The organism is Ruegeria sp. HU-ET01832, from assembly GCF_040371315.1.
In the GTDB taxonomy this organism is placed as follows: Bacteria; Pseudomonadota; Alphaproteobacteria; order Rhodobacterales; family Rhodobacteraceae; genus Ruegeria; species Ruegeria lacuscaerulensis_A.
In genome coordinates this window covers 119094-144914 of record NZ_BAABWL010000002.1, presented here as the reverse complement: position 1 = coordinate 144914, position 25821 = coordinate 119094, and the positions used below count along the sequence as shown (strand labels likewise).

The 25821-nt window shown below is 53.5% G+C and carries 25 protein-coding genes; 9 read left to right on the top strand and 16 right to left on the bottom strand.

What is annotated here, in order from left to right; genetic code table 11:
• The first annotated feature begins 102 nt into the window (after positions 1-102).
• Together ABWV79_RS06020 and ABWV79_RS06015 are read left to right on the top strand one after the other, a co-directional pair.
• Positions 103-984 (top strand): cation diffusion facilitator family transporter, encoded by an 882-nt coding sequence (locus ABWV79_RS06020; RefSeq protein WP_353390934.1) that lies wholly within the window; start codon positions 103-105, stop codon positions 982-984.
• A 158-nt stretch (positions 985-1142) separates the two neighbouring features.
• Positions 1143-1994 carry a hypothetical protein gene (locus ABWV79_RS06015; protein ID WP_353390933.1) on the top strand — a complete coding sequence of 284 codons (852 nt, stop codon included), beginning with the start codon at positions 1143-1145 and terminating at the stop codon, positions 1992-1994.
• Between the two features lie 75 nt (positions 1995-2069).
• Here the strand turns inward: ABWV79_RS06015 and ABWV79_RS06010 are convergent, their stop codons facing one another.
• The 3 genes from ABWV79_RS06010 to ABWV79_RS06000 all read right to left on the bottom strand — a co-directional run bounded on the left by ABWV79_RS06010 (position 2070) and on the right by ABWV79_RS06000 (position 4619).
• Positions 2070-2717, bottom strand: coding sequence for a response regulator (locus ABWV79_RS06010; protein ID WP_353390931.1), 648 nt, complete (start codon positions 2715-2717; stop codon positions 2070-2072).
• The gene (locus tag ABWV79_RS06005) at positions 2714-4117 is read right to left on the bottom strand and encodes a sensor histidine kinase (protein WP_353390930.1); all 1404 of its coding nucleotides are present in this window, start codon (positions 4115-4117) and stop codon (positions 2714-2716) included. Before ABWV79_RS06005 ends, ABWV79_RS06010 begins: the two co-directional genes overlap by 4 nt.
• 103 nt (positions 4118-4220) lie before the next feature.
• Positions 4221-4619 (bottom strand): MerR family transcriptional regulator, encoded by a 399-nt coding sequence (locus ABWV79_RS06000; protein ID WP_353390929.1) that lies wholly within the window; start codon positions 4617-4619, stop codon positions 4221-4223.
• A 99-nt stretch (positions 4620-4718) separates the two neighbouring features.
• On the opposite strand from ABWV79_RS06000, the gene ABWV79_RS05995 reads away from it, so the two are divergent.
• Both ABWV79_RS05995 and ABWV79_RS05990 read left to right on the top strand, forming a co-directional pair.
• Complete coding sequence (locus ABWV79_RS05995) at positions 4719-5042, top strand: hypothetical protein (protein WP_170724270.1); 324 nt, start codon at positions 4719-4721, stop codon at positions 5040-5042.
• A gap of 4 nt (positions 5043-5046) precedes the next feature.
• Positions 5047-5265: a GDCCVxC domain-containing (seleno)protein gene (locus tag ABWV79_RS05990; protein WP_254429233.1), complete on the top strand. Its 219-nt coding sequence runs from the start codon at positions 5047-5049 to the stop codon at positions 5263-5265.
• 22 nt (positions 5266-5287) lie between these two features.
• Here ABWV79_RS05990 and ABWV79_RS05985 read toward each other — a convergent pair whose 3' ends face one another.
• Positions 5288-5704, bottom strand: a complete 417-nt coding sequence (locus ABWV79_RS05985; protein ID WP_170492529.1) for a MerR family transcriptional regulator — start codon at positions 5702-5704, stop codon at positions 5288-5290.
• A 73-nt stretch (positions 5705-5777) separates the two neighbouring features.
• Between ABWV79_RS05985 and ABWV79_RS05980 the strand changes: the two genes are divergently transcribed.
• The gene (locus ABWV79_RS05980) at positions 5778-6413 is read left to right on the top strand and encodes a cation efflux transmembrane domain-containing protein (protein ID WP_170676360.1); all 636 of its coding nucleotides are present in this window, start codon (positions 5778-5780) and stop codon (positions 6411-6413) included.
• A gap of 285 nt (positions 6414-6698) precedes the next feature.
• Positions 6699-8549 carry an adenylate/guanylate cyclase domain-containing protein gene (locus ABWV79_RS05975; RefSeq protein WP_353390928.1) on the top strand — a complete coding sequence of 617 codons (1851 nt, stop codon included), beginning with the start codon at positions 6699-6701 and terminating at the stop codon, positions 8547-8549.
• Positions 8550-9040: 491 nt separating this feature from the next.
• On the opposite strand, the gene ABWV79_RS05970 is transcribed toward ABWV79_RS05975, so the two are convergent.
• From ABWV79_RS05970 to ABWV79_RS05955, 4 genes are all read right to left on the bottom strand, one after another.
• Positions 9041-9877 carry a MipA/OmpV family protein gene (locus ABWV79_RS05970; RefSeq protein WP_353390927.1) on the bottom strand — a complete coding sequence of 279 codons (837 nt, stop codon included), beginning with the start codon at positions 9875-9877 and terminating at the stop codon, positions 9041-9043.
• 93 nt (positions 9878-9970) lie between these two features.
• The gene (locus ABWV79_RS05965) at positions 9971-10330 is read right to left on the bottom strand and encodes a hypothetical protein (protein WP_353390926.1); all 360 of its coding nucleotides are present in this window, start codon (positions 10328-10330) and stop codon (positions 9971-9973) included.
• 137 nt (positions 10331-10467) lie between these two features.
• Complete coding sequence (locus ABWV79_RS05960) at positions 10468-12129, bottom strand: amidohydrolase family protein (RefSeq protein ID WP_353390925.1); 1662 nt, start codon at positions 12127-12129, stop codon at positions 10468-10470.
• A gap of 52 nt (positions 12130-12181) precedes the next feature.
• The gene (locus tag ABWV79_RS05955; protein ID WP_353390924.1) at positions 12182-13450 is read right to left on the bottom strand and encodes a carbohydrate porin; all 1269 of its coding nucleotides are present in this window, start codon (positions 13448-13450) and stop codon (positions 12182-12184) included.
• A 220-nt stretch (positions 13451-13670) separates the two neighbouring features.
• Between ABWV79_RS05955 and ABWV79_RS05950 the strand changes: the two genes are divergently transcribed.
• Together ABWV79_RS05950 and ABWV79_RS05945 are read left to right on the top strand one after the other, a co-directional pair.
• Positions 13671-14666: a helix-turn-helix domain-containing protein gene (locus tag ABWV79_RS05950; protein ID WP_353390923.1), complete on the top strand. Its 996-nt coding sequence runs from the start codon at positions 13671-13673 to the stop codon at positions 14664-14666.
• Complete coding sequence (locus ABWV79_RS05945; RefSeq protein ID WP_353390922.1) at positions 14663-15556, top strand: SMP-30/gluconolactonase/LRE family protein; 894 nt, start codon at positions 14663-14665, stop codon at positions 15554-15556. The genes ABWV79_RS05950 and ABWV79_RS05945 overlap by 4 nt, the downstream gene beginning before the upstream one ends.
• On the opposite strand, the gene ABWV79_RS05940 is transcribed toward ABWV79_RS05945, so the two are convergent.
• The 3 genes from ABWV79_RS05940 to ABWV79_RS05930 form a co-directional block, all read right to left on the bottom strand.
• Positions 15553-15783 carry a P-loop NTPase fold protein gene (locus ABWV79_RS05940; protein ID WP_353390920.1) on the bottom strand — a complete coding sequence of 77 codons (231 nt, stop codon included), beginning with the start codon at positions 15781-15783 and terminating at the stop codon, positions 15553-15555. The two genes, ABWV79_RS05945 and ABWV79_RS05940, sit on opposite strands and share 4 nt — an antisense overlap.
• Positions 15784-16354: 571 nt before the next feature.
• On the bottom strand, positions 16355-18772 hold the full coding sequence (gene gyrB, locus ABWV79_RS05935) for a DNA topoisomerase (ATP-hydrolyzing) subunit B (RefSeq protein WP_170353738.1): 2418 nt from the start codon (positions 18770-18772) through the stop codon (positions 16355-16357).
• A 102-nt stretch (positions 18773-18874) separates the two neighbouring features.
• Complete coding sequence (locus tag ABWV79_RS05930) at positions 18875-19447, bottom strand: TetR/AcrR family transcriptional regulator (RefSeq protein WP_353390919.1); 573 nt, start codon at positions 19445-19447, stop codon at positions 18875-18877.
• A gap of 100 nt (positions 19448-19547) precedes the next feature.
• On the opposite strand from ABWV79_RS05930, the gene ABWV79_RS05925 reads away from it, so the two are divergent.
• On the top strand, positions 19548-20114 hold the full coding sequence (locus tag ABWV79_RS05925; RefSeq protein WP_353390918.1) for a carboxymuconolactone decarboxylase family protein: 567 nt from the start codon (positions 19548-19550) through the stop codon (positions 20112-20114).
• Here the strand turns inward: ABWV79_RS05925 and recF are convergent.
• The 5 genes from recF to acuK all read right to left on the bottom strand — a co-directional run bounded on the left by recF (position 20111) and on the right by acuK (position 25795).
• A complete protein-coding gene (gene recF / locus ABWV79_RS05920) occupies positions 20111-21205 on the bottom strand; it encodes a DNA replication/repair protein RecF (protein WP_353390917.1) in 1095 nt (364 codons plus the stop codon). The genes ABWV79_RS05925 and recF overlap by 4 nt on opposite strands.
• A gap of 34 nt (positions 21206-21239) precedes the next feature.
• Positions 21240-22361, bottom strand: a complete 1122-nt coding sequence (gene dnaN / locus ABWV79_RS05915) for a DNA polymerase III subunit beta (protein WP_170353742.1) — start codon at positions 22359-22361, stop codon at positions 21240-21242.
• Positions 22362-22588: 227 nt separating this feature from the next.
• Positions 22589-23974: a chromosomal replication initiator protein DnaA gene (dnaA, locus tag ABWV79_RS05910; RefSeq protein WP_170353743.1), complete on the bottom strand. Its 1386-nt coding sequence runs from the start codon at positions 23972-23974 to the stop codon at positions 22589-22591.
• Positions 23975-24533: 559 nt separating this feature from the next.
• Positions 24534-24797, bottom strand: coding sequence for a 30S ribosomal protein S20 (gene rpsT / locus ABWV79_RS05905; RefSeq protein ID WP_170351928.1), 264 nt, complete (start codon positions 24795-24797; stop codon positions 24534-24536).
• A gap of 221 nt (positions 24798-25018) precedes the next feature.
• The gene (gene acuK, locus ABWV79_RS05900) at positions 25019-25795 is read right to left on the bottom strand and encodes an acryloyl-CoA hydratase (RefSeq protein WP_353390916.1); all 777 of its coding nucleotides are present in this window, start codon (positions 25793-25795) and stop codon (positions 25019-25021) included.
• Between the last annotated feature and the right edge of the window lie 26 nt (positions 25796-25821).

Here is a 25821-nt window from a genome sequence, read left to right as displayed (position 1 = left end):
TGGCCCTATTCATTATTACCCAACTCCTGTCTTACGTGTTAAGTACGGGCGCTCACCTGTTCCCAGGATCATTTGTAACGATTGACTAAGGGTCGTGACGGAATGACACAAAAAATCGCTCTTTGGTCCATTCCGATATCCATTGCGGTACTGGCTCTAAAACTGTTGGCTTGGTGGCTGACAGGCTCGGTGGCATTGCTGTCGGACGCAATGGAATCTACCGTGAATGTCGTTGCGGCGTTGCTGGCATACTTCGCAGTTCGGGTTGCCAATAAACCCCCTGATGAAAACCACCCCTTTGGTCACAAAAAAGCCGAGTATCTTTCTGCCGTCGTCGAGGGCGTACTGATTGTGCTGGCGGCGTTCTTGATCATCAGAGAAGCTGTGCTGGCGCTCCCAAACCCGCATCTTGAGGATGCACCGCTGCTTGGAATCGTCGTCAATGTTATTGCAACGGGTGTGAATGGCGCATGGGCTTACCTATTGCTCAAAATCGGCAGGCGCGAGGGTTCGCCTGCATTGGAGGCAAGCTCCCGGCACATTTTTACAGATGTCATGACTTCAGTTGGTGTCATTGCAGGTCTGATACTGGCGCTTGTCACCGGCTGGCTGATCCTCGATCCGATTCTGGCAATTCTCGTTGCACTGAACATCTTGTGGGAGGGTTGGAAAGTTATTCGGTCGTCCGTCGATGGCCTGATGGATGTGAGCCTGTCGGAACATGACTTGCAGACTGTTTCTAATGCAATCGAAGCAAACCTCGGCACAGCCTTAGAGTATCACGACCTCAAAGGGCGCAGATCCGCGAATGTCATCTTCGTGGAGTTTCATCTTGTTGTGGACGGCACAATGCCAGTCAGCGCGGCGCATGATATTTGCAATGACATCGAGGAAGAATTGGATCGTTTGTATCCGGGTTCCGTCTTTGTCATTCACCTCGAACCTGATGACGAGTTGAAGGGTGACGGGGTTAATTCCCACTAAACTGGTCAAATGGGTCAGCAAAACTCTATTAGTATGACTGATCTGACTAAGACGTTCGGCTTGAAATTCGTCAGACCTAAGCCCGATGTGGGAAAGCCGAACCAGAAGTAACCTGTCTTCAATGTCACGACGCGTGATGATCAGAATTGGAGGCGAAAATGAAAATTCAAAGAAAGCTGGGTCAACTTCTTAGTACAGCGGCGTTGGCTTCGTTGATTGCGGCGACGCCTTATGTGCCAGCGTTCGATGCCGATGGTCGCTTACATTTTGAACCGTCATATGCCTTTGCCAAGAGCGGCAAGGGGAAAGACGGGGATGGTCGCGACGATGATCGGGATGATGATCGTGACGACGACAGAGATGATGATCGGGACGACAACTCGGGGTCGGGTAGTAGCGGCCGTGGTGGTGACCGGGACGATGATCGTGATGACGATAGAGACGATGATCGCGACGACGACCGAGATGATGATCGTGACGACAATTCAGGGTCAGGCAAAAGTGGTCGCGACGACGATGACGACGATGACGATGACGACTCGAAACGCTCCAATAGAGGCAGCGGAAAGAAGGACCGGTCTCAAGCAGGGGGCAAACCGTCGCGTTCGGCTGGGGTAACAAAGGTCGAAACAAACGCTAATGGCATTGAAGTACGTTACGCCGACGGAACCAAGGAGGAGATCGAAAACGGGCGGTATGAGAGAAAGAATGCGCAGAACCGAACTGTTGAGGAGCGCCCTGCGACCGGTGCTGACGTCTCAAGGCTTCGGTCTTTGGCGAATGGTATCTCAATCGACAGCGTGCGTTCTTCTGGGCAAGGCGGCACTACTGGAAGTCGGCCCACGAAAATCGAACGCCAGGGCAACAATATCGAAGTAAACTATGCCAATGGGTGGAAAGAGGAGATCGAGTTTGGGCGCTACGAGTTGAAAGACCCGTACAACCGGACTGTTGTTGAGAGAAATGCAACGGCCTCTGATCGCCAGAGGTTACAATCGGTTGCCAATTGAACAGCAACACCAGTCGATAATCTGTTGGCGGCTTCTCATAGAGAGGGGCCGCCATCGTCGATAAAGAGACCGCTGTTAATCTCCCTTGTTCCAAACATCATGGGCAATGAGCGCGGCCTCTACCCGATTTCGCGCATGAAGCTTGGACAGGATTGCCGTCATGTAGTGCTTCACGGTCTTTTCCTGAAGGTCTAACTCGTCAGCGATTTCACGATTACTCAGTCCTTTGGCTACACGTCTCAGTATTTCTTCCTCACGATGCGTAAGGTCATCGAGAATGCTGCTGTTTATAGACATGCCGCTGTCAGCATTGATTTGCAGCAATACTCGCGAGGCCAAGCCCGGAGAAACGAACCCTTCACCTGCGGCGATGCTGCGTAGGGAAGCGGTCAATTCGCTCGCGGTTACTCCCTTCACAATGTACCCAATCGCGCCCGCCTCTAAGGCGTCCGCGACATCGCTGCTGTTCTCTGAGACCGTCAAGATTGCAATGACGGGTGGATTTGCCATTGCCGCAATTTTACGTGTCGCATTTATTCCACCGCCGGGCATAGAAAGGTCAAGAATAGCTATGTCCGGCTGATGCGCGCCGACCAGCGATACTGCCTCTTCAGCGTTGGACCCAGCGGCCAAAACTTCGAAACCATCAGCTTCATCTAACGTGCGTTGCAAACCATCCCTAAATATCGGGTGATCATCAGCTATTACGACGGATGTAGTCATGATGTGCCTAACTTTCTGGGAAAGAGTGTCATAGCAATGGTGGTGCCTTCACCCGGTCTCGATACGACTTCGAACTTGCCACCAATACTCTCGACCCGATCTCGCAAGCCCATAAGCCCCTGGCCACCATCGTCTCGCAACGCGGTTTCTTCTGACCTGTCAAATCCAGGTCCGTCGTCTTTGACCTTTACAACTATGCGGTCGTTCTGCGCCTCAGAGATAACCGTGCACTTGGAAGCTGGAGCATATCTTGCGGCATTGGAAAGCGTTTCCTGAAGGAACCGAAAAACGCACAGCTTGTCCGACAATGACAACTCTGGGGCCTGGCTACCTTGGAATGAAATATCTGGTCGCAACGGGCTGTGTTCGGCATGATCCTCTACTGCTCTCTTTACAACATCGACGAATGACAGGCTGTCGATATCTGGCGCGGACAGCCCTCGCGATATTGCACGAATCTCAGCAAGAGATTTTTGCAAAGACTGCTGAATTTCTTCTGCATCCATAGGCCTTTCGGACTCTTCGGAAAACGCCGCCTCCAGTCTAAGAGCGGCGAGCGACAGGTACTGCGCAGGACCATCATGTAGCTCGGCACCGAGTTTCTTGAGGAACCGATCTGTTTGCGTAGCATATCTTTCTGACGCCTCGACTACACGCGACCGCAGCCGGGCATTCTGCTCGGCCATCCTCTCACTTTCTGTCAGGCGCTGTTTAAGAAGAGCCCCCTGTCGTCGAATTGTTTTGTCACCAATTGCGACGATGGAATACAGAACAATAGTACTTGCCAGAAATGCGGAACCGACGACCAACCAACTTGTTCGCCTGGCCTTGGCCAAATCTATCTCCAGCTGATCGGCTCTTTCGTAGAACTCCGCAACTGCGATGATTTCGCCGGACCAGAGTTCGCGGATGGGGCTGTAAACTTCAAGTAATGGTATCCCCAATGCCGCCTCGGCGGCGCTCTCGGCATGATTAAGCTCTTCGAAAGAGCCGGAGATATCACCGCTCCACGCCCGCCTTAAGTCATCCGTTGGATTGAAACGGTTTCCAATGATGTCTGTATCCGAGGCATGCGCAATCACACCGCCTTGCTTCCAGAATTTGTAGGAGACGATGCGGTCACGCATTGGCTGGGTCATAAAAATCTCGTCCAGCGCCAGGCTCGCCTGCTCAGAAATGCGGTCGCCATGAGCCAATTCCTGGCTGAGCGGGGATACCACGCTTTCCATATATAGAGCCGCAGAGTTGGCGGAGTTTTGCACGACTGCGTTCTGGATTCGATTTGACACCCAGACCCCGACAATTGCGGTAGCAGTGCCCATCACAACGATGCTGGCCGCAAGAAACACTCGCGACAACGACCAATTGCCAATCGTCAGGTCAGTTACTTTCACTCTCATCGTGAAATCGACTATGAACTACAATCTGTTACCGCACCACAGACCTTGGTCTGACGCGATCTGACCAAATCTCAGATACTTTGATTCCACCCAGTGGCCAGAGTCAGATATCATCCATCGTTCTCAGTCTTTGCAGCATCGGGCATTGAACGTTTCCGCTATCACAATTGGCCGTAAGCTCACTCAAGGCGTGCTCCAGACGTCTGAGCTCATCAATCTTGCTTCTAACGCTGGCAATGTGTGTCTCGTCCAGTTCTTTCACTGATCGGCAGTCTTCGGCACTTCCTTCTGACAACTCCAAAAGCGCTTTTGCGTCTGAGAGAGGAAACCCCAGGTCGCGGCATTTCTTCAAAAATCGAAGTCTTCCAACATCGCTTGCTGAATAGAGGCGGCGATTGTTCAGAGCTCGCGCGGGTCTCGGTACGATACCTTCGCGCTCGTAATAGCGGATGGTTTCTATTCCAACCCCGCTTTGCCGAGAAGCCTCACCTATCGCAATCATGTGAAGTGCCTCCGCTTGATCCTGTAGTTACTACAGGAGTTATACGCTCTGAATGCCGGTGCCTCAACACATTCAAATCGAGTACCCAGGGAGCGAAAGATGAAGAAGTATTTGACCCTCAGCTACCTGGGATCGGTTTCCGCTCTGGGAGTTGCGACATGCTGTGTTCTTCCAATGGCCATGATGTTGCTCGGCTTGGGTGGCAGTTGGTTGGCGATATTCGGAAAAATAGCGGCAGCAAGCTACTATGTTCTCGCCATCTCAACAGCGCTGATCGCGGTTTCGTGGTTCGTAGCGCATCGAAACGGGACGTTGGCAAACCTGAAATGGTGGCTTGTCGGAAGCACGGCGATCACCGCGCTGGCATGGGTCATCGTGTTCAATGAGGCTCAAATCAACGATTATCTAATCATGCAGATGTGAGACAATGACAAAACAAACTGTGGTGCTGGATAGCACTTTGACCTGCCCTCGGTGTGGGCACGTTGAAATCGAGAAAATGCCAACTGACTCGTGCCAGTGGTTTTATGAATGCAAATCATGCAAAGCAGTCTTGAAGCCTTTAGAAGGCGATTGCTGTGTTTTTTGTTCCTACGCAACTGTCCCGTGCCCGCCAATTCAAGTAGGCAGTTCGTGCTGCGGTTAAAGGCAAAATCAGCTTCCAAAGATCAGTGTTCGTGACGGCACAGATCATGGTCGGCGAGTGAAGCAAGCACGTAGCAGTGCTCTGAAACCCCATCTCCACTACAGCCTTTTGAAATCCGGTTCAGCTCTTTCTCAAGTGCGCGGAGCCTTTTGATTTTTGCCCGGACCTCCGAGAGCTGAGCGGCTGCTATATCGGTTGCGGCTTTGCACGAGCGATCCGGATGGCCTTGTAAATCGATCAGTTCAGATATCGCCTCCAGCGAGAACCCAAGGTCACGCGCGTGCTTGATGAAACTAAGGCGTTCCATTCCCGCCGCATCGTAACGCCGCTGATTGCCTTCGGTGCGTTCTGGCGCACTGAGCAGCCCCATTTCCTCATAGTAACGAATGGTCGGAATCTTGACCTTTGTGCGCTTGGACAAGTCACCAATCGAAAACATCAAATTACCCCTTGAACCTCTAGTCACTAGAGACACTACACTATGCTAAAGACAGATTCAAAGAGGCCTAACTATGTCTGGATGTTGTGGACACGGCGCTAAGTTTGACGGCGTTTCAGATGATTACAAAAGGCGATTGTGGATCGTCATTGCACTCAATGCCACAATGTTCGTGGTCGAGATGACCGCAGGGCACTATGCGAAATCTCAGGCATTACAGGCCGATGCACTCGACTTTTTGGGAGATGCCCTGACCTATGGCATTTCTCTGGCTGTAATTGGTGCGTCGATCCGTGCACGCACAAATGCTGCTTTAGCCAAAGGTCTCAGCCTTTTTCTGATGGGTTCATGGGTGCTCGGATCGACAGTTTATCGCGTGTTCTACGTCGGAGTTCCTGAGGCTGAAATCATGGGGGTGGTGGGGTTCCTTGCTCTGCTTACTAACCTTGCCAGTGTTCTTCTGCTCGTCAGGTACAAAGATGGAGACGCGAATGTCCGCTCCGTCTGGCTTTGTTCCCGCAATGACGCCATCGGGAACGTGGCAGTGATGTTTGCCGCTCTCGGCGTTTGGGGCACAGCCACAGGATGGCCCGACCTCATCGTCGCGACGATCATGGCAGGTTTGTTTTTGTCGTCATCTGTGCAAATTGTGCGCCAAGCTCTGGCGGAGCGGCGTGATAGCAAGTTCCATCAACAGATTAGCGCCTAGCCGAACGAAGCTCCTGACGCCAAATTGAGCCAGAGCAATTGTATTGTGTTGTAAGGCGTCAGCCTACGAAGTTTGACCAAGTTTTTTGTCGACTTTAGCGCTGCGGCACTGGTTCCGGCATCTTTTTTGTTTGAGAACATCCCTAAAAAGAAAGCTCAAAAATAATCTATGGCGGTTTCGGAACTCCTTGTTGGGCTGTGATTTTGTACGTGTATACTTAAGGTGAGACGTGCAATCTCATCGAACTTAAGCAATTGTTGAGTATGGCCGCATTGGACAACAATTATGACTGAGGTCAGGGTCGAGCGCCGGCTTGCCGCGATACTCGCCGCCGACGTGGTCGGTTACTCCTCGCTGATCGAGCGTGATGAAACTGGCACTAGAGCGCTTTTGAACGCAGCATTTGACAAAATCATTGCACCGGCTTTCGAACGTCATCGCGGACGTTTGTTCAAAACAATGGGGGACGGATATCTGGCTGAATTCGCCTCTGTTGTCGAAGCTGTCGAATGCGCGGCGTCAATTCAAAGGAGCTTTTCCGATCACAACGACCTTACGTTAAGGATCGGGATTAACTTGGGTGATGTCATCGTCGAGGGAGATGATCTTCACGGAGATGGGATCAATGTAGCGGCGCGGATCGAGGCTTTGGCAGAGCCCGGTGGTATCGCAATCTCACGCTCGGCGCGGGACCAGATCCTCGATAAATTGGACATCACTCTACAAGATCTTGGGGAAGTTCAGGTAAAGAACATTGCCCGCCCGGTTCGAGTTTTCAATGTGGTGGATTCAAACACAGTCTCAGAAACTCAGGCTCTGTTCAAGCGGCAAAGGCGTTTCTGGAAACCGATTGCGGCGGGCATTATTTTGTTGGCATTACTCATTTTTGGCCCCTCAGCCTGGGAGCAATTGCGTCACAGCGAGATGGAAGCGGCGTCGCTAGAAAGAATGCAGCTAGCACTGCCCGATAAGCCATCGGTTGCAATTATTCCCTTCAAGACACTATCAAGCTCTGAAGAAGAAACGCTGTTGGCCAATGCAGTTACCGAGGATCTGACCCGTGCTCTTGCACGGGTAGACGGGCTTTTCGTAATTGCTAGCAGTTCGACAGAACGATATCGCGACCAAAACACCAGTCCCGCCTCCGTTGCGGAAGAATTGGGCGTTGCTCACGTTGTGCGCGGCTCATTGAGACGTTCAGGCGAACAGGTGCGCGTCGACGTCGAACTGATCGATACCTTGTCCGGGCGAATAATGTGGAGCGACAGGATTAATCGCGCGTCCGCTGACGTTTTCGAGCTTCAGGACTCACTCGTGGAACAATTGGCGCAGCAGTTTTCTGAAGATTTGGAACGCGTCACGGGCCAGCATCGCTTCACTGAGAACCCCGAAGCCTTTTTACTCTGGGCGCGCGCGGACGAGGCAAGTTGGGTAAATACCCCAGCTTCCTATCAAAGAGCGCGCGCTTTGGCTCGAGAAGCACTTGCACTGGATCCCAACTTTGTGAGAGCCAAAGCTTTGTTGGGATTTGTTGAGACGCAAACTGGGTACTTTCGAGTTGCCGACGACCCGACAACTGCTCTGGAGACTGGTCTTGATATTGCGCAGGAAGTCGTGCGTCTTGAACCCAGTGACTGGTACTCGCGTCAGGTCCTTGCGCAATCACTATTGAACCTGCGTGACTATGAAGGGGCGCTTGAGCAGTTTACGCTCGCAATGGAGCTTGAACCCGCACATCCGCAACTGTTGACCCGCTCGGCATTGGCTTTGATTTTTCTTGGTCGCGGCAGGGAAGCCGAAGAACTGCTTCGTCTTTCAGTGCGCTTGAATCCCTATCACAATTGGCTGGCAGACCAGCTGTTGGGGCAAGCCATATATCTGCAAGGTCGCTACGAAGAAGCGCTGGAACATCTTGAGATTTCTCGGGCAAAAAATCCACGCTTTATTGGAAATCTATGGTGGCGTGCGGCTGTCTATGGCCAACTCGGAGATGCCGAAAATGCGAACTTAGCAATTGAAGCCATTTTGGAACGGATGCCAGATGCGAGCATTTCCACCAGCTTTATTCAGATTACCGATCCAATCGGACAAAGCCGCTTTCAAGAAGGATTACGCGCGGCCGGGCTGCCTGAATGACACTGCATAAAAAACGGCTTCTTCAAGTTTGATACAGGCTGCGCGCCAGAATTTGCAAAGTCCGCTTCCTGCGCATCGCTGACGTAGTACAGTCGGGATGCTGCGCGGCAGAGAAGCGAAGCTTTGCCCGATAAAGCGGAAGTTGACCCGAGCCATCTCAACATCCGATTTCGGTGCAGTGGGTAGCTCTCGAAAAAGTCTTCGAGGTGCGATGCTCGCCGAAGCCCGTCAAATCTGCGATGGACTAGTGTTGTTTCACTATTTGCGGCATGGGCCGGCACTTCTAGTGGTCTTGGTCTTTGTTCTACTTTTGCACGCTTATGCCTCCTGATTTTGGTCTTGCACGCTTACCGAAGAAAAAGGCAAATAGCGATACTAAACCAAGAATGCAAAAGGCGGTGTTGTCAGATTTCGCAACTGCCTAGCTGTAATTCAGCGGCATTTTATTTTCTTGTGTTGGCGGGTATCTTGGCCAAAGGAAGTGCAAAAAACTAGAATCCGCGTGCCAAGCCGAACCCGAATACGAGTTGATCAGGATCACCCCTTTGGGACACAATTGGGCTGTTTGCTGCGTCTTCCAAAAGGCGGCTGTAAAGTAGACCGCCACCAATGACCCACTTTCTGCTTACAGGTTGCATGAAGATCGCTGCAACGCGCACATCCCTTATGCCAGAACGAGCCTGAAAAACGGGTAAACCGCTGGCATCAGAACCCGTTGTGTCAACAGAGAAAAAGGTGTCCATGTAATCTGAGGAACCATAAGTCGTACCAAGAGAAAGGCCAAAAGCAGAGAAACGGCCAATCGGCATCCAGCGCCGCACAGAAGCGGTAATAGTGTAACCATTGTTATCACCAGTTATGCCTTGAGTGATGTTGCCGCCGAACCACCATCGATCTCTTGGATCTTCGCCGACTTGCTCAAAAGCACCAAAAAACCCAACTTCCAACGAACCGTCAATGTCTGGCAGTTCGTTAACAACAGGGTCATCAACGTCTTTTCTTCCAAATCGCCACATTCCCGCAGGGCCGAAGCGCCAATTTCTGTGTTCTAAAAGGTTCATGGAAGCATAGTTTACTTCCAATGCAATATAACGATTTTTTCCCCATGAATATCTGCCGAACGGTGCGAAGCCGATTTCGTTTTTTTCAGACCCGATATGTTCTGGATAACTTCCAAATCCGAGACCGAAGTGACTGGGGATGAAACTTGGTGTCATGCCAACAAATTGACCGTCTGCGTAAGCTGAACCACCGAGTGAGCTTGCGAAAAAAACGGCCGCGATCAATAAGCGGTTTTTAAAAGGTTCTCCTTCGAGTTTTGCACTCATTCCACGACCACCAACTGAAGTAGTTTTAGCTGGAAAATATGCCTTAGACGTATTCACCAAAAACCTCGAAGCGGGTAACGGCTGCTAATGATCTCAAGGTTCTACGTTCGCGTCTTTAAAAATTCGTTTAAGCCCCGATGTTTTTCTAGTGTCTAGTCTTACGGTTTGGCGGTTACGGAGTTCGTAAGTCTGATGAATCTGACAGAAAAACCAAGTAGAGAAGTCGGCTTTTACTCCTCTTTGTTGGTTCATGGATGCGCTTAAAACTGCGGCATCGATCCCGACCATTCTTGAAAAATCATCGAGACTTTTCAAAGAAGGACTCTGTGCAATCGCCTTTCGGGACAAATCCGAGGCATTACGAGGGGAACTAGTGTCTCGATTCCCCGTTACGGCAATCGTGAGCGTTTTTCCGTCGTTTGGCATAGAAGCTTTTTCCGCAGGAGTTTTCATGCTCGGCGTCCCCAAAACAAAACTATCGTCCAACGCACCGCTTTCTGATGGCAAACCGCAGATACAGCATAGGTACACTGCGATTACTACTGAGGATCGGCGCAAGCTTCCATTTGGGCGGCGAGACCTTCGCATTTCTACTCCTCGTCCGAAGCTTCAACGATATCCGCACCATCTTGAAGTACGCTGATCGTGGAGATTGCGCGCTGCTGCAACCATTCGTCAGTTGTCAAAGTTTCATGCATCCCACGATCTTCCACGGGAAAGCGAATTGGTTGACCAGCCCATACTTTTTGGAATTGACCTTCGTTTACGACCAATTGCCCGTTAACGATAACGTATGGAATGCCAGTTGTGGGAGTTCCCTGTTCACCGGCTTTAAAGGTTGCATTGTCGGTGACGCGTTGGGGATCAAAAATTGTAATGTCCGCTACCATTCCTTCCTGAATACGGCCGCGCATCTGCATATCTTTCAACCCGGTGTCACCCAAGTGCTTCGCGGGCCAATAGGACATTTGCGCAAGTGCAAACATTAACGGAACACCTTGTTCGCGCCCCAGTCGCAACACAGTACCATGTGTACCAGCAGTTCTCGGGTGACCGGCATATTCAGAGGGGTCTAGATCCCAACTGTCCAACCCCTTGCCTGAGTAAATTGAGTCTGATGCCACGATCATGTGTGGCATGCGTAACCAGTACTGCAACCATTCCGCTCGGCTGGGACTAAAAACAACAACCAGTCGGCTAGGATCGCTATCGCGTGTTGCCTCATATTCTTCTTGCGTAAGAAATTTGTCGGCGATTGGATCGTACATAACCTCCTCATAGGGAGCGCCGCCACTGAGAACCATGAAAGTCTCTGGCAAAAAAAAGTCAGATGAAATCGATGTAGAAGCGGCGGTATAGGGGTAGTATTCTGTCCAAACATTGTACCCTTGGGCACGTGCTGATTGCGCCTTTTCTTCGTTTTCCCACCAACCGTAGTCATTATTGTGTAACAGGCTTACAGGGGCATCGAGAGCCATAGCATTTGATAGGATTTCATCGAAACCAAGTTGTGCCTCCGGAGTTCGAGGACTGCCGTGAAAGCGAACGTGTGCTCCAAGGTAACGACCGTACTTTCCACCAAGTTCTTGAGTTTTGTACATCTCAAAGGTTGTAAGGCCATTGCTCATGTACCCAACAGTCGATGAGATATTAAGAGCACCCGCTTTGAGCTCCTCGTCAATTATCTCAAGCACTTGGTTTAGTTGATCGAGATCGCTACGACCGTCCTGCCAGCCACAATAGCCGTCTGCGCAGGCTTCAGCTCGTAGGCCGCCGAGTATAAGTGGCGCATCATACCAGCCATTAATCGCAACTTCGGGATCATGAACACGCAGCCTCGCTCCTTCTTGGCTAACACCTGTGCCATAGTTGAGAGGCCATGTGCCTTCCTTAGCTGAATACCATTGATCGACGTTGATCGCTCCGATTTCGAGGTCCATGCCCGTTGTGACACCGTCGAGAGCAGCGAGTTTCAATGACAATCCGTCCAAAGCATGGAAATGAAAATCAATGAAACCAGGTGCGACGACGTGGCCCTGCGCAAAGATCGTTTTCTCACCAGTTATTTCTTCGGCTGTAATTGTTTGGATTATCCCGTCCTTAATGCCGACGTTCAATACAGCGTCCAACATGGTTTCTGGGTCCATGACGCGCCCGTTTAGAATGACCATGTCGTATTGTTGCGCGTTCCCTATACTTGCCAGAGACAAGACAGATACCACCGTCAAAGTCGTAAGCTTGAACGTATTCATTTCGACCTCCGAAGAATTCCAAAATTTCGAGTTTAGAAGGCAAAGTGCCTTGCTAGAATGCCGCTCTGAAGCGAAGACCAAACAGCGCTATCGTATCCTCCTGCGGGTTCAACGCTGGGTTATGGATGATCTGCACACTAGGAGTTAGCTCAATACCCTCGGTTATCTGCCATTGCTGAAATATCTCGACGGTAAGTTGATCGTCCAACCCAGGGCCAAATGTGTCCTCATTTGGCTTGCTCCAATTCAGACCCACGCCCAAAAGGTCCCTGCCGAGTTGGCGAGAATAGCCGAACCCACCGGAAATTGCGGCCTCGTAGAGGCTTCCGCCTCCATCCGACCAACCGCCACGAAGAAACGGAAGCCACGTGCCGTCAATAACGTTCATATAAGAGAACGCGATTCCCTTGCCTTCCGGAGTTCCGGCATCTTTACGTGCATCTATCTGCCAAAGAGTGATATGCGCGTGGTTGGTAAAAAGGGCTTTCCTGCCTTCTGTCCAACCGAATTCAAGCGTTTTGAACGTTTCGAAATCGTTAAAAAAGGTATCAAACCCCTCTAACGGATCTGTCGCGTCGGCGTTAGCGTCGGCGATACTGCCAGAAATGTAAAAGTTGTCATTCAAGAAACCTCCGGCCATTACACCTAGTGCACCATCAGGAAGCCCGCCAATAGTTCCGGAGCCTGTTTGGAACGCTAAGTTGGAAAAGCCCGACCACGGGCTCGCCAGCGCGTAGACATCGGTGTAATCCGTCACGTCCAACCAGCCTGCAAACACAGTTCCTCGATCCTGAGCGAAGTCTTGTTGCCAGTAAAAATGCGTTAGCCGCCATTGATCGTCACTAAAAACAGAACTGACCAATCCTGCATATCCAATTTCTGGCCCAAATCCCGTCGGCGGCACATCCGTAAATGAGTGTCGGTTCTCAAATTTGAAAATTAATTGGCCAGTGTCCGTTTCGTCTCGGTTCACAAGTTCCCAAGTCCCAAATACACGAAATGCGCCTGAAGCCGAGGTGTCATCTCCGAGACTGTTGGAAGCCACAAAACCGAGAGCATTGTAATCGAGTCCAAAGTCCAAACCTGTCCGTTGGTTCAATCTTGTTTTCCATGCGTCAAATGGCCTTTGGGCATCGATGTCCAAAAGGTCGTCCTTCGGCGCAGCATCGCGGGCGAGTACGTTATCTGTGGCATCGGGGCCGGAAAGCGCCTCGCTGGCAGATTGTGAAAACGCCATTCCTGGCGCGAAAACAAACCAAAAACCGGCAAGCATTACGCAATATTTTGCCGCACAACGACACAATGCCATACAATAGCGCAATTATTCTGCTCCCTGTCTGCCTCTTCTGATTGTCGAAGCCGACCCATTCGAAAGGCCCTTCAGGGAATTTGTAGCGCGCATTGACAGATTTCTTGCTAGGAAGTTGGGCCCAAATCTTTCGCTACGCTGACCCGTTTCTTTCAGCGAACGCCTTTTCGTGTTTATGATATCCTGGAAAACGTAAAGCAAGTTTTCGGAAGCACCGCATTTGAATAACGCAATGAACACATATAAGTCCGCAAAACTGCTGCAAAACAGCCGTTTACAAAAGTTTGCGACTCTACAGCACTCATCCCGCGGGATGCCAGTTTTAGAGGCCGGAATTACATACAAAAATGGTGGGAAGCCCAACATCGTTGCGCTTCATGCACGGGGCAAAAACTTAGTCATCGCGCGGACAATCATAAGTCAAGAATACTCGGCATACACGGTTCCCAATCCAGCCTGGCTTGTTTTTCACATCCCTCTGAAATGGAGTGGCTCCTATTTTTTCAATGGGCGCGAACTTACGGTCGGTGACGCCGTGGTTTCCGATTGTCCAAATGGTTACTTCGGGCGTGGTAGGGATCGCGATGCGCTGACTATAGGCGTCCCTAAAAACGTAATTTTCGACACAATGCGCTCGTTGACCGGGCACATGGAAGACGATCTCGCAATTGAAGAATTAAATCTCCGCCCAACTGCTTACCTTCTTCGATTGGTACTGAACGCAGTGAATTCGGACAGCAAAATGCCGCAACTAGAAATTGCGCACTTCAAAGGGCAATATATAACCGATTTAACGTCGCAGGAAATCATCGATCAGATAGCTTCCGAACTTTTGCCAACATGCACTAAATGGAGTCGGAGCACAGGCCGTATCAGGAGGTCTAGTGACGTCGTCGGAGAAGCACTAAGTTATGCCATGCAAATAAATGGCGCCAAGGTGCCTAGTCTTTCTGAACTTTGTAAAGTCACGGGAGTTGGGCAAACCCGTCTGTTTGAGTGCTTTATGGAACAGCAGGGTTTACCCCCACATGCTTGTTTACAGAAAATTCGCTTGGATGCAGCGCTTTTCCGTCTGTCTGACGTTCACAACCTACCGCATTCAGTAAAACAAGTGGCGCTTGAGCTGGGATTCAGCAAATCTGGTCGGTTCGCGGAACAATTTCAAAGGCAATTTGGAGAGTTGCCGTCGTCGTTATTGTCAAGGACAAAAAAGGAAATTGGTTTATGAATTCGAATTTCGAGACTTCGGTAATCCGGGATGGTCTCGTTTGGCCGGAAAGCCCCCGTTGGCACGATGGCAAGCTTTGGGTTTCAGAAGCGTTTGCAGAAGTCGGGACCGTCCGGTCTCTTTACAAGAACGGTTCAGATGCGAAGGTTTACCCGGTCGATGGCGGTCCAGCCGGTATCGGGTTTCTAAGTAACGGTTGCGTAGTTGTTGCCGCGGCGTTTCATCGAAAAGTATTGATATTGCGACCCGGAAATAATGAGTTCGAAGATTGGGTTGGCCTTGACGGAATTGCAGAGTACCCAAATGAACTTATAGTAGGACAAGAAGATCGAATTTTTGTGTCCGACAGCGCGTTTCTTGTCGGACGAGATCCTTACTCTGTAGGTCGGCTGGTCGCTATTGATTGCGATGGGAAGGCGCAAATAATTGCCGAAGACCTGGCTTTTCCAAACGGGCTTTCACTCTCTCAAACTGGAGACGTGTTAACGGTGGCAGAGACCTTCGCTGGCAGGATAACTCAATTCAACATCGATAATTCAGGACATTTGGTTTCTCGACGATCACTCATCGAGTTTGACAATTTGGGCATCGTAGAAGACACGGCAGCGATGTTTGCACGGAGTGTCGTTCCGGATGGAATTTGCTTGGATCAAGAAAACCATATCTGGGTCGCGAACCCTTTGCGAGCAGAAGTCCTACGGGTTTCTCCGGCAGGTGAAATTGTCGATGGGGTCAGCCTTTCCCAAGGCGGCATTGCCTGTATGCTAGGTGGTGAAGATGGCAGAACGCTATTTGTGACGACGGGCGATGCCACTAACATGGCCAGTGCAAACGGACGTATCGAAGTCAAAGAAGTTCTTGTCCAAGGCGCTGGCTACCCGTTGGCCTAGATGCAAAAAAAGAGGTTGGTCTCCAATGACTGGACGTCGGGGATACCAAACACCGAAAGGTAGATGGGTTTGCGGTCTGTGAACGACTCATCTTCTAACAACTGCAATACAAAATGAGTTTTCCCGCAGCCCCAACGCCCTTCGACCAAAACCGCAAAGTGGGGTTTCGATTCAGTGTTTGCCCAATTTCTAAGAAATTTCTTTACCTCGGCCCTATCAATGCCCATTCGCAAAATACTCGCCACTAAATTGAATGAACAGTTTATGGCAGGTGCAGACGGTCACGTCGATCCTTGTTCACCAGACGTAACCCCAAACAATCGTTTTTGACCTGCACGCTGTGCTCAGCAATGAATCAAAGTACTAGCTGTGACAAGAACTCCCCGGCAAATCGTTGACAAGTTTGCAGTTATTTTGCGCAAACCAGTAGGTAGCTTGAGCAGACACTTCAATGACTGCTTTCCTGAAGCTGCGCGGTAGCTTGATACGCCTGAACGTACGGCGGCTCCGGGCCGGTCAGGTTAGGCAGGCGAAACTTTGAACGGAGACTTTGCGAAGTCTGCTTTCTGCGCGTCGCAGACCTTCGCGAGAATCCAAGCAAAAAGGCCGCATGGAACCCAAGGTTCCTTAGGGGGGCCCTTTGCGGGATTGAGCAACGCAAAGGGCCATAACAGCAACGACTACGCCAAAAACTGATTGAATTCACCGCTAGGGCAGACAATCGCGCAGCGCAAAACTATGGGCAAACTACGCAAACTTATGGGGTGCGCGAAGTGTTATGCGCAAACCTACACTGCTTTAGAAATCCAGATTTTCCACGCTCAGGGCATTTTGCTGGATGAATTCGCGGCGCGGTTCGACCACATCGCCCATCAGTTTGGTGAACAGATCATCCGCTTCGACCATGTCATCCACACGCACCTGCAAGAGGGTACGCGCATCCGGGTCGAGCGTTGTTTCCCACAGCTGATCAGGGTTCATCTCGCCCAGACCTTTGTAACGTTGTAGCGACAGGCCCTTTTCGCCCTCTTCCAGAATGGCGCGCAGCAGGTCCAGCGGGCCGTGGATCGCCTGCATCCGGTCGCGACGTACCAGCGTGGCGGGGGTGTTGTAGACCTCTTGCAGGCTTTGGGTGAAGCTGCCGGTTTTGCGGGCCTCGCCCGAGCGTAGCATGGGGCCGTCCAGAGTGCGGACCTCTTCCACGCCGCGCAGGATGCGGGCCAGACGAATGCCGTGATCCTGTGTGATCCGGCCCTGCCAGCCGCGTTCATATTCCAGCGCGATCAGGTCGAGGCGGGCGGCGACCTTGTCGGCAACGCCTTGCAGGTCGGCATCGACCGCACCCGGCACAAAGGCCCCCGCAACAGCGGCCTGTTCCAGAATGTGGCGCGGGTAATGCGTTGGGAAGGCGTCCAGAACGCGTTTCAATTGGCGTGCTTCGTCCACCACACGGGTCAGGTCCTGCCCGATGATTTCCTCACCCGAGCCCAGTTTCAGCACTGCGCCCTCGACGCCCTGATTGATCAGGTAATCGTCCAGCGCCGCCTGATCCTTCAGGTAAACCTCTGATTTGCCACGTGAAACCTTATAGAGCGGTGGCTGTGCGATATAAAGATATCCGCCCTCGATCAGTTCCGGCATCTGCCGGTAGAAGAAGGTCAGCAACAGAGTTCGAATATGCGCGCCATCGACGTCCGCATCCGTCATGATGACGATCTTGTGGTAGCGCAGCTTTTCGATGTTGAACTCATCACGGCCAATGCCGGTGCCCAGCGCCATCACCAGATTGCCGATCTCTTGAGAGGACAGCATCCGGTCAAACCGCGCGCGTTCGACGTTCAGGATTTTCCCGCGCAGGGGTAGAACCGCTTGCGTCAAACGATCCCGTCCCGTCTGCGCAGACCCACCAGCCGAGTCCCCCTCGACCAGAAACACTTCGGTCTTGGACGGGTCTTTCTCGGAACAGTCTTTCAGCTTCCCGGCCAGATAGTTCACATCCATCGCCGTCTTACGACGGGTCAGTTCACGGGCTTTGCGCGCCGCCTCACGGGCCAGCGCAGCCTCGATGATCTTGCCGACGATCCCTTTGGCCTCGTTCGGGTTTTCCTCGAACCACTCGGCCAGCTTTTCGTTCATCAGGCCTTCGACCGCCGGGCGCACTTCGGACGACACCAGCTTGTCCTTGGTCTGGGATGAGAATTTCGGGTCGGGCACTTTGACCGACAACACACAAGTTAGACCTTCGCGCGCATCATCGCCGGTAAAGCTGACCTTTTCCTTTTTCGCGATCCCGCTGGACTGCGCATAGTTGTTGATTGTCCGGGTCAAAGCACCCCGGAAGCCCGCCACGTGCGTGCCGCCGTCCCGCTGAGGGATGTTGTTGGTAAAGGGCAGAACCGTCTCGTGATAGCTGTCATTCCACCACATGGCGATTTCCACGCCGATATCGTCGCGCTCACCCTTGATGTAAATCGGTTCGGGCATCGCGGGCGTCTTCGAACGATCAAGGTATTTGACGAATTCCTTAACACCACCCTCATAGAACAGTTCGGTCTCCAGCCGTTCAGCCGGGCGTTCGTCGATCAGGATGATCCGCACGCCCGAGTTCAGGAAGGCCAGCTCGCGCAGGCGCTTTTCCAGCGTATCGAACGAATATTCGAGGTTCGAGAACGTATCGGTCGAGGCCAGAAACCGCACCTCGGTCCCGGTCCGGTCACCGCACTCCTGAACCACCTTCAGGTGTTCCGCCGTCTCGCCACCCTCAAAGCGCGCAACGTGTTCCTTGCCATTGCGCCAGACGCGCAGTTCCAGCCAATCTGAAAGGGCGTTCACAACCGAAACACCCACGCCGTGCAGACCGCCCGACACCTTGTACGAGTTGCTGTCGAACTTACCGCCCGCGTGCAGCTGGGTCATGATGACCTCGGCGGCGGACACACCCTCTTCGGGGTGGATATCCACCGGAATACCGCGCCCGTTATCGCTGACCGAGACACTGGAATCGGCGTGGATTTTCACGGTCACATGGTCGGCGTGACCGGCCAGCGCTTCGTCAATTCCGTTGTCCACGACCTCATACACCATGTGGTGCAGACCCGAGCCATCATCTGTATCACCGATATACATACCGGGACGTTTGCGGACAGCCTCTAAGCCTTTGAGAACCTTGATAGAATCAGCGCCATATTCCTGTGGTGCCTGTGCGTCTTCGGACATGCGGTTAGTACCTATATTATTTTGGTAACTTATACGTTTTCTGGTGGGGAATGTCACGCCATCCCCCAACATTTTGTGCTGTCACGGGTTGTTTTCAGCTGATCAAAGCCGATCCAGATCTGCAGCTATGTCCTCGGCAATTTCAGCCGCATTCACATCCCTGCGTTCGGCCGACAATCGCAGACCCAGAATGTCCGACTGATAGCGCGCGGCAAGACGGTCAGGGTCATGGTCTGGCCCGATCTCTCCGGTCTGTTGCGCGCGCCGAAAGAGAGTGGCGAAACACGCCTTCATATCGGCCATGTGGCACCCGGCCTTATCGGCCAGATCATGTCCTTTGGATTGCAGCTCGGCATAGGTTTTGGCCAGCATACAGGCCCGCGCGGGCATCTCGCGCTCGTCGATCACCACATGGGGTTGCGCCTTCAGCGCACGCAGCGGACCCATTTCATCCGCCATCGCCATCAGACGCGCCACGCCGTCCTGCGCGTACCGCTCCAGTGTCAGCGCATAAAGAGCGTCCTTAGAGCCAAACGCCGCATAGAAACTGCCGGGCTTCAGATTCAGCGCGCTTTCAAGATCCTTCAACGAAGTTCCCGCCCAGCCTTGTTGCCAGAACAAATCCCGAGCCTGCGCAATCAGAGCATCGCGGTCATATGAAGGTTTGCGGGGCATTGCAGTCACCAATTCTTGAGCGTCTGCTCAAATATATACTTGAGTGATCGCTCAAGAAAGCCTAAATGTGATTCACCTCGCCAGAAACAGGAGCTTTGACATGGCAAACTTCCCCTCTCATGACCTCGAATCCGCCCCCGAAGGGTCCAAACCGCTACTGGAAAAGTCGCAAGCCGCTTTTGGCCGCCTTCCCGGCCTTCACAAGGTCATGGCAGAAAGCCCACAGCACCTTGAAGCTTATCAGCTTCTGCATGGCCTATTCCTGCAGACCGATTTCGACAATGACGAAAAGACCGTCGTCTGGCAGACCATCAACGTTGCAAACGAATGCCACTACTGCGTGCCCGCCCATACCGGCATCGCCAAGATGATGAAAATCTCGGACGACATCACCGAGGCTCTGCGCAACGAAACCCCCTTGCCCTCACCCAAGCTTGAGGCGCTGCGCGCCTTCACCCTGCAAGTGATGGAAAGCCGTGGCAACCCGACCGAAGAACAGCTTCAGGCCTTCTTTGACGCGGGCTATTCGCATCGCGCGGTTCTGGACGTGGTGCTGGGTTTGGCCCAGAAAACCATGTCGAACTACGTCAACCACATGGCCCAAACCCCCGTCGACGAGGTGATGCGCGGCTTCCTGTGGGAACGTAAAGTGGGAGAACCCGCCTAAGTCACGACCGAGCCCGCGTCGCTGTCGTTGACAGTCAGCGTCTGGGCCCGGTCCCCCAGTTCGGCAAACAGTTCAGGCCCAGTGCCCGTCATCCAGGCCTGAGCACCCAGCGCGCAGATCTCATCATAAAGCGCGGCCCGCCGTCCGGCATCCAGATGGGCGGCCACCTCATCCAGCAAAACAATCGGCGGCGCACCCACTATCCCGGCCAGAGCCCGCGCATTCGACAGGATCAGGGAGACCAGCAGGGCCTTTTGCTCTCCGGTCGAGCAATCCCTGGCCGGAACACCCTTGGCTGCGAAAACGCCGTACAGGTCAGACCGATGCGGTCCCACCAAGGTCCGGCCCGCCGCCAGATCGCGAAACCGGCTTTCATTCAGCGCCTCGCGCAGGTCCTCGACTGTGTCCGGCATCGCGCCTTCGGACTGAACCAGCTCCAGATCAGCGGACGGAAACGCGGTTTCGGCCTGATCCTGCGCCGCGCGCAAGTGATCCAAGGCCGCCAGCCGCGCCGCGTGGATGCGGTGCCCGGTCTCGGCCATCTGCCCTTCTAACGCGGCATACCAATGGGCATCGCGCACCTGTTCTTTCAGCAGGCGGTTGCGTTCGCGCATTGCCTTTTCATAGGTCAGCGAAGCCTCGGCATGGGCGGGATCAAAACTCAGCGCGATACGGTCCAGAAACCGTCGCCGCCCCTCGGCCCCTTCGATCCACAGCCGGTCCATCGACGGGATCAGCCACACGACACGCGCCAGCTTGCCCAGATCAATCTGACTGGCCGCCTTGCCATCGATCCGAACCTGCCGCGCTGCGCCGCCTTCGGACCATGTCTCGATCTCGTAATTCTGCCCTTGCGCGTTCAGCAGACCGGACAGCTTCCACCCCAGCGCCTCAGGGCGGCGCGTCATCTCAGCCGCACTCGCCCGGCGCATGCCGCGACCGGGCGAGAACAGAGACACCGCTTCAAGAATGTTGGTCTTCCCCGCCCCGTTCGGCCCGTGAATCGCCACAGGCCGCCCGTCCAAAGCCAGACGCGCCAGCTTGTGCGAGCGAAAATGCGAGACCGTCAGTTCGGTCAGGGTCAAACCCATGACCCCTCCCTTTCATCAGAAGGTTTCAGCGCGATCAGACACGCATCGGCATGACCACATACACCGCGCTTTGGTCATTGCCTTCGCGCATCAGGGTCGGGTCACCGGCCGAGTTGAACAAGAACACCGCATTCTCACGATCCACCTGCGACGCAATTTCAAGCAGGTACTTCGCGTTGAAGCCAATCTCCAGCCGCTCATCGCCATAAGCCACGGCCAGTTCTTCCTCAGCCGCTCCGCTATCGGGCGCATTGACCGACAGAACCAGTTTATCCGCATCCAACTGCAACTTCACCGCGCGCGAGCGTTCGGACGAAACAGTCGCAACCCGGTCCACGGCCTGCGCGAATTCGGCAGCATCCACTTCCAACTGGCGCGTGTTGCCCTGCGGAATAACCCGGGTGTAGTCGGGAAAGGTACCGTCGATCACCTTCGAGGTAAGCGTAATATCGGGCGTGGCAAAGCGCACTTTGGTCTCGCTGACCGACACGGCGATGTCCATCTCGTCATCGTCCAGCAGCTTGCGCAGCTCACCCACGGTTTTGCGGGGCACGATCACGCCCGGCATATCTGCCGCGCCGTCGGGCAGATCCGCGTCGATGCGCGCCAGACGGTGGCCATCGGTGGCCACGCAGCGCAGCACTTTGCCGCCCTCGGACCCATCGGCCACATGCATATAAACGCCGTTTAGATAATAGCGCGTCTCTTCGGTCGAGATCGCGAATTTCGACTTGTCGAACAGCCGACGCAGCAGTGCAGCCGAGGCTGTAAAGTTCGACTGATACTCCGAGGACGCCATCACCGGAAAATCCTCTTTCGGCAGCGTCGCCAGCGAGAAGTTCGACCGCCCGGCCTCGACCGTCAGACGCCCTGCGGCGCTGTCGGCGGTCAGCGTCACCAAAGCCCCATCGGGCAGCTTGCGCACGATTTCATGCAAGGTGGTAGCGGCCACGGTGGTCGCACCGGCCCGTTCGACCTGTGCGGGGGCCTTATCGACCACCTCGATATCCAGATCGGTGGCGCGGAACATGGCTTGATCGCCTTCGGCCTCGATCAGTACGTTGGCAAGGATAGGAATGGTGTTGCGACGTTCCACAACGGATTGGGCCTGAGAAACGGCCTTAAGAAGGGTGCCGCGTTCGATGCTGATCTTCATACCCTCAATTCCTCTGACTTGCGTGCCGAAATGGGCGGGACTGGCACGTTAGCGGTTCCACCCTGAGGCACAAGGATTTTTTATGGATTTCTGAGTCGGATTGCCCGAGGCGTCAAGGGCCGCGTGGCCGCGTGGGCACAGTTCATAGCCGACCGTGGAGATTTTCGCACAAGAAAACGCCCCGGGCGTGAGGATCCGGGGCGTTTTGATGTTCGTGCCGATGTAACCTACGCTTCGAGTGACCGGCGCAGCATTTCCACGTCTTCGGCGATCTGGCCGTCGGTGGTTTTCAGCTCTTCGATGCGCTTCACACCATGCATAACGGTGGTGTGGTCACGCCCGCCAAAGCGACGACCGATCTCAGGCAGAGACCGGCTGGTCAGCTGTTTACACAGATACATCGCGACCTGACGCGGACGAGCATAAGACCGCAGGCGCTTGGGGCCAATAATATCGCTCAGACGGATATTGTAGTAATCCGAAACCTTACGCTGAATTTCCTCGACGGTGATTTTGCGCTCGGACGCGCGCAGTACGTCGGCCAGGCAATCCTGCGTCAGCTCCATGTCGATCTCACGCCCTACGAGCGAGGCAAAGGCAAACAGACGAGTCAGCGCGCCTTCCAACACCCGCACATTGGTCGAGATACGGTGGGCCAGAAACTCCAGCACGCCATCAGCGATCTGCAGATCGGGATAGGTAGTGCTGTAATGCTGAACCTTGTTCTGCAAAATGCCCAGACGCAGCTCATAGTCGGTGGGGTGCAGGTCAACGACCAGACCACATTGCAGACGCGACTTCACGCGGTCTTCCAGATCCTTGATCTCACCCGGAGCGCGGTCGGCAGAGATAATGATCTGTTTGTTCTGATCCACCAACGCATTGAAGGTGTGAAAGAACTCCTCCTGCGTGGAATCCTTGCCCGCGATGAACTGAACGTCATCGACCATCAGCACATCGACCGAACGGAACAGATGTTTGAAATCCATCATTCGACGTTCACGCAGCGCCTGTACGAACCGGTACATGAACTGTTCCGCCGACAGGTACAGAACATTCAACTCGGGGCGTTTGGTTTTCAGTTCCCAGGCAATCGCATGCATCAGGTGCGTTTTACCCAGACCGACACCGCCATACAGAACCAGCGGGTTGAAAGTTACAGGCCCACCTTCCGAGACACGGCGCGCCGCAGCATGCGCCAACTCGTTGGGTTTACCGACCACGAAGCTGTCAAAGGTGAATCGGGCATCCAAAGGCGCCGCTTGCAGTGATTCCAGCGCCTCGCTTGATCCCACGGACATTCGAGGTTCCGGTGTTTGTGCGATCTCTACCGAATTAGTTTCAGCAACATTCGCGGGCCGTGCGGTCGAATTGGCGGCAACCCGAAAGGCCAGTCGCTGGACGGTTTCTCCCGCAGTGTTCATCTCATACAGGATGAGATCTGCAAAATTCTGGCTCACGTAATTGCCCATGAAATTGGTCGGCACCGAGAAAACAGCGACACCGTCCTGGACCTCTTGGAACTGCAGAGGTTCAATCCATGTGGTGTAATTGTTCTTTCCGATCGCCTTGAGCAGTTTGTTTTGCAGTAGTCCCCATTTCTCTTGTGTCATTCAGCGCCTCACGCATCCCATTCTTTATTGGCCTGTCGGCCTTATTTCTATGTCCGGTCCCCCGGTATGCGCGTTCACTCGGACAAAGGGCCCCCACCCACCGAATCAAATAGATTCGGCGCTTTCGTCCTTGACGGCGTGCATAACCAGACGATCAGATGCCCCACAGCAGGGCATCCCTTTTTCAGGTTGCGCAACGCAATCTCAATTTTCGACAGGGCTGGAATCCTGGCCGCGCCAAGTCCCACAGCAGATCAGCAAATCGGTTGTCCCCGAGTTACCAACATTCGCCTCCAGATCATCCTGATGCCCGTCAGTCTGACCAAAGAAACAGCCTGTCCCCCCAAGCGAGTGAATCGCTGACTCAGTGGTAACAAGAGGTCGGCAGTCGCTTCAACGAAACTCTGATATTGACTCGGGTCTGAGCGCGAAAGAATCTCTCGGTTTCGTGAGGACGCGGTATTCTGGCAACAGACAAAGGGCGCCGCACTGCGCGACGCCCCTTAAATAGTTCAGTCTTTCTTACGTGACCTAGGGTCACCAAAGATCAAATCGCGACTCAGCCAAGCGCTTTGACGCGGGCCGACAGACGCGACATTTTACGCGATGCGGTGTTTTTGTGGAAAACGCCTTTGGTGACGCCGCGCATCAGTTCGGGCTGGGCAGCGCGCAGAGCTGCGGTTGCCGCATCTTTGTCGCCGGATGCGATCGCTTCTTCAACTTTACGCAGATAAGTGCGGATGCGCGAACGACGTGCTTTGTTAATTGCGAAACGCTTTTCGTTCTGACGTGCGCGTTTCTTTGCCTGGGGCGAGTTAGCCATGTGTCTCTGACCTTTGTTCGGTACGGTTTTATCGAAAGCGCGCCACGGAAAATCCGCACCGGATCAGAAATCACGAGTGTGAGTCGGGCCAAGCGGGCCGCACGCGCATGTATAGCGGCGTGTACTATCCAAGTTGCAGGGGTTTGCCAAGCAGATTCTTGGCCGCGCACAGCAGGTATGAAACAGGCGGGCACACGCCCGCCTTTCCCCACCTTGATGGCTTACTTGTCGCGGAACTGCGCCGCACGCTTTTCCAGAAAGGCTGCCATACCCTCTTTCTGATCTTCCGTGGCGAACATCGAGTGAAAGACACGGCGTTCGAACAACAACCCTTCGCTTAGCGACACTTCGTAGCTGCGGTTCACCGCCTCTTTCGCGGCAATCGCGCTCAGCTGCGATTTCTCGGCGATCTTTTGAGCTGCGGCTATTGCCTCTTCCAACAGCTTTTTGGCAGGCACGACGCGGCTAACAAGCCCGGCACGCTCTGCCTCTTCTGCGTCCATGAAGCGGCCGGTTAGGTTCATATCCATCGACTTGGACTTGCCCACAAAGCGGGTCAGACGCTGGCTGCCGCCAAGGCCCGCAATAACGCCAAGATTGATTTCCGGCTGCCCAAACTTTGCGGTATCTGCCGCAATGATGAAATCGCAGATCATCGCCAATTCGCAACCGCCACCCAGCGCATAGCCCGCAACAGCCGCGATTACAGGCTTGCGGATGTCACTGACCCGGTCGTTGATATCCGCGAAAAGGTTCGTGGTGTAGACGTCCACAAAACTCATCTCGGACATTTCCTTGATGTCCGCGCCAGCGGCAAAAGCCTTGTCCGAGCCCGTAATGACGATGCAGCGCACCTTGTCATTCTTGTCGGCGTCTTCCAGCGCTTCGCACAATTCAGCAATCAACTGGCTGTTCAGCGCATTCATTGCGTCCGGCCTGTTGAGTTTCACTAGCGCGACGTGGTCTTCGATTTCGACGATGATCGTCTCAAAAGCCATGAGGTGTAAGCTTCCGGTTGTTCCGT

Bases quoted from the DNA above. Each gene is read 5' to 3' on its own strand.
- recF (WP_353390917.1), bottom strand. From the start codon at position 21,205: ATGGGTTTGACCCTGACCGAACTGACGGTCTCGCATTTTCGCTCGCAC.
- dnaA (WP_170353743.1), bottom strand. From the start codon at position 23,974: ATGACACAAGAGAAATGGGGACTACTGCAAAACAAACTGCTCAAGGCG.
- ABWV79_RS05990 (WP_254429233.1), top strand. From the start codon at position 5,047: ATGACAAAACAAACTGTGGTGCTGGATAGCACTTTGACCTGCCCTCGG.
- ABWV79_RS05970 (WP_353390927.1), bottom strand. From the start codon at position 9,877: ATGAGTGCAAAACTCGAAGGAGAACCTTTTAAAAACCGCTTATTGATC.
- ABWV79_RS05940 (WP_353390920.1), bottom strand. From the start codon at position 15,783: ATGGGCATTGATAGGGCCGAGGTAAAGAAATTTCTTAGAAATTGGGCA.
- ABWV79_RS05985 (WP_170492529.1), bottom strand. From the start codon at position 5,704: ATGTTTTCGATTGGTGACTTGTCCAAGCGCACAAAGGTCAAGATTCCG.
- ABWV79_RS05965 (WP_353390926.1), bottom strand. From the start codon at position 10,330: ATGAAAACTCCTGCGGAAAAAGCTTCTATGCCAAACGACGGAAAAACG.
- ABWV79_RS06020 (WP_353390934.1), top strand. From the start codon at position 103: ATGACACAAAAAATCGCTCTTTGGTCCATTCCGATATCCATTGCGGTA.
- ABWV79_RS06010 (WP_353390931.1), bottom strand. From the start codon at position 2,717: ATGACTACATCCGTCGTAATAGCTGATGATCACCCGATATTTAGGGAT.
- acuK (WP_353390916.1), bottom strand. From the start codon at position 25,795: ATGGCTTTTGAGACGATCATCGTCGAAATCGAAGACCACGTCGCGCTA.
- ABWV79_RS05925 (WP_353390918.1), top strand. From the start codon at position 19,548: ATGGCAAACTTCCCCTCTCATGACCTCGAATCCGCCCCCGAAGGGTCC.
- ABWV79_RS05960 (WP_353390925.1), bottom strand. From the start codon at position 12,129: ATGAATACGTTCAAGCTTACGACTTTGACGGTGGTATCTGTCTTGTCT.
- ABWV79_RS06000 (WP_353390929.1), bottom strand. From the start codon at position 4,619: ATGATTGCGATAGGTGAGGCTTCTCGGCAAAGCGGGGTTGGAATAGAA.
- ABWV79_RS05980 (WP_170676360.1), top strand. From the start codon at position 5,778: ATGTCTGGATGTTGTGGACACGGCGCTAAGTTTGACGGCGTTTCAGAT.
- ABWV79_RS05945 (WP_353390922.1), top strand. From the start codon at position 14,663: ATGAATTCGAATTTCGAGACTTCGGTAATCCGGGATGGTCTCGTTTGG.
- ABWV79_RS05930 (WP_353390919.1), bottom strand. From the start codon at position 19,447: ATGCCCCGCAAACCTTCATATGACCGCGATGCTCTGATTGCGCAGGCT.
- dnaN (WP_170353742.1), bottom strand. From the start codon at position 22,361: ATGAAGATCAGCATCGAACGCGGCACCCTTCTTAAGGCCGTTTCTCAG.
- ABWV79_RS06005 (WP_353390930.1), bottom strand. From the start codon at position 4,117: ATGAGAGTGAAAGTAACTGACCTGACGATTGGCAATTGGTCGTTGTCG.
- ABWV79_RS05995 (WP_170724270.1), top strand. From the start codon at position 4,719: ATGAAGAAGTATTTGACCCTCAGCTACCTGGGATCGGTTTCCGCTCTG.
- ABWV79_RS05975 (WP_353390928.1), top strand. From the start codon at position 6,699: ATGACTGAGGTCAGGGTCGAGCGCCGGCTTGCCGCGATACTCGCCGCC.
- gyrB (WP_170353738.1), bottom strand. From the start codon at position 18,772: ATGTCCGAAGACGCACAGGCACCACAGGAATATGGCGCTGATTCTATC.
- rpsT (WP_170351928.1), bottom strand. From the start codon at position 24,797: ATGGCTAACTCGCCCCAGGCAAAGAAACGCGCACGTCAGAACGAAAAG.
- ABWV79_RS06015 (WP_353390933.1), top strand. From the start codon at position 1,143: ATGAAAATTCAAAGAAAGCTGGGTCAACTTCTTAGTACAGCGGCGTTG.
- ABWV79_RS05950 (WP_353390923.1), top strand. From the start codon at position 13,671: ATGAACACATATAAGTCCGCAAAACTGCTGCAAAACAGCCGTTTACAA.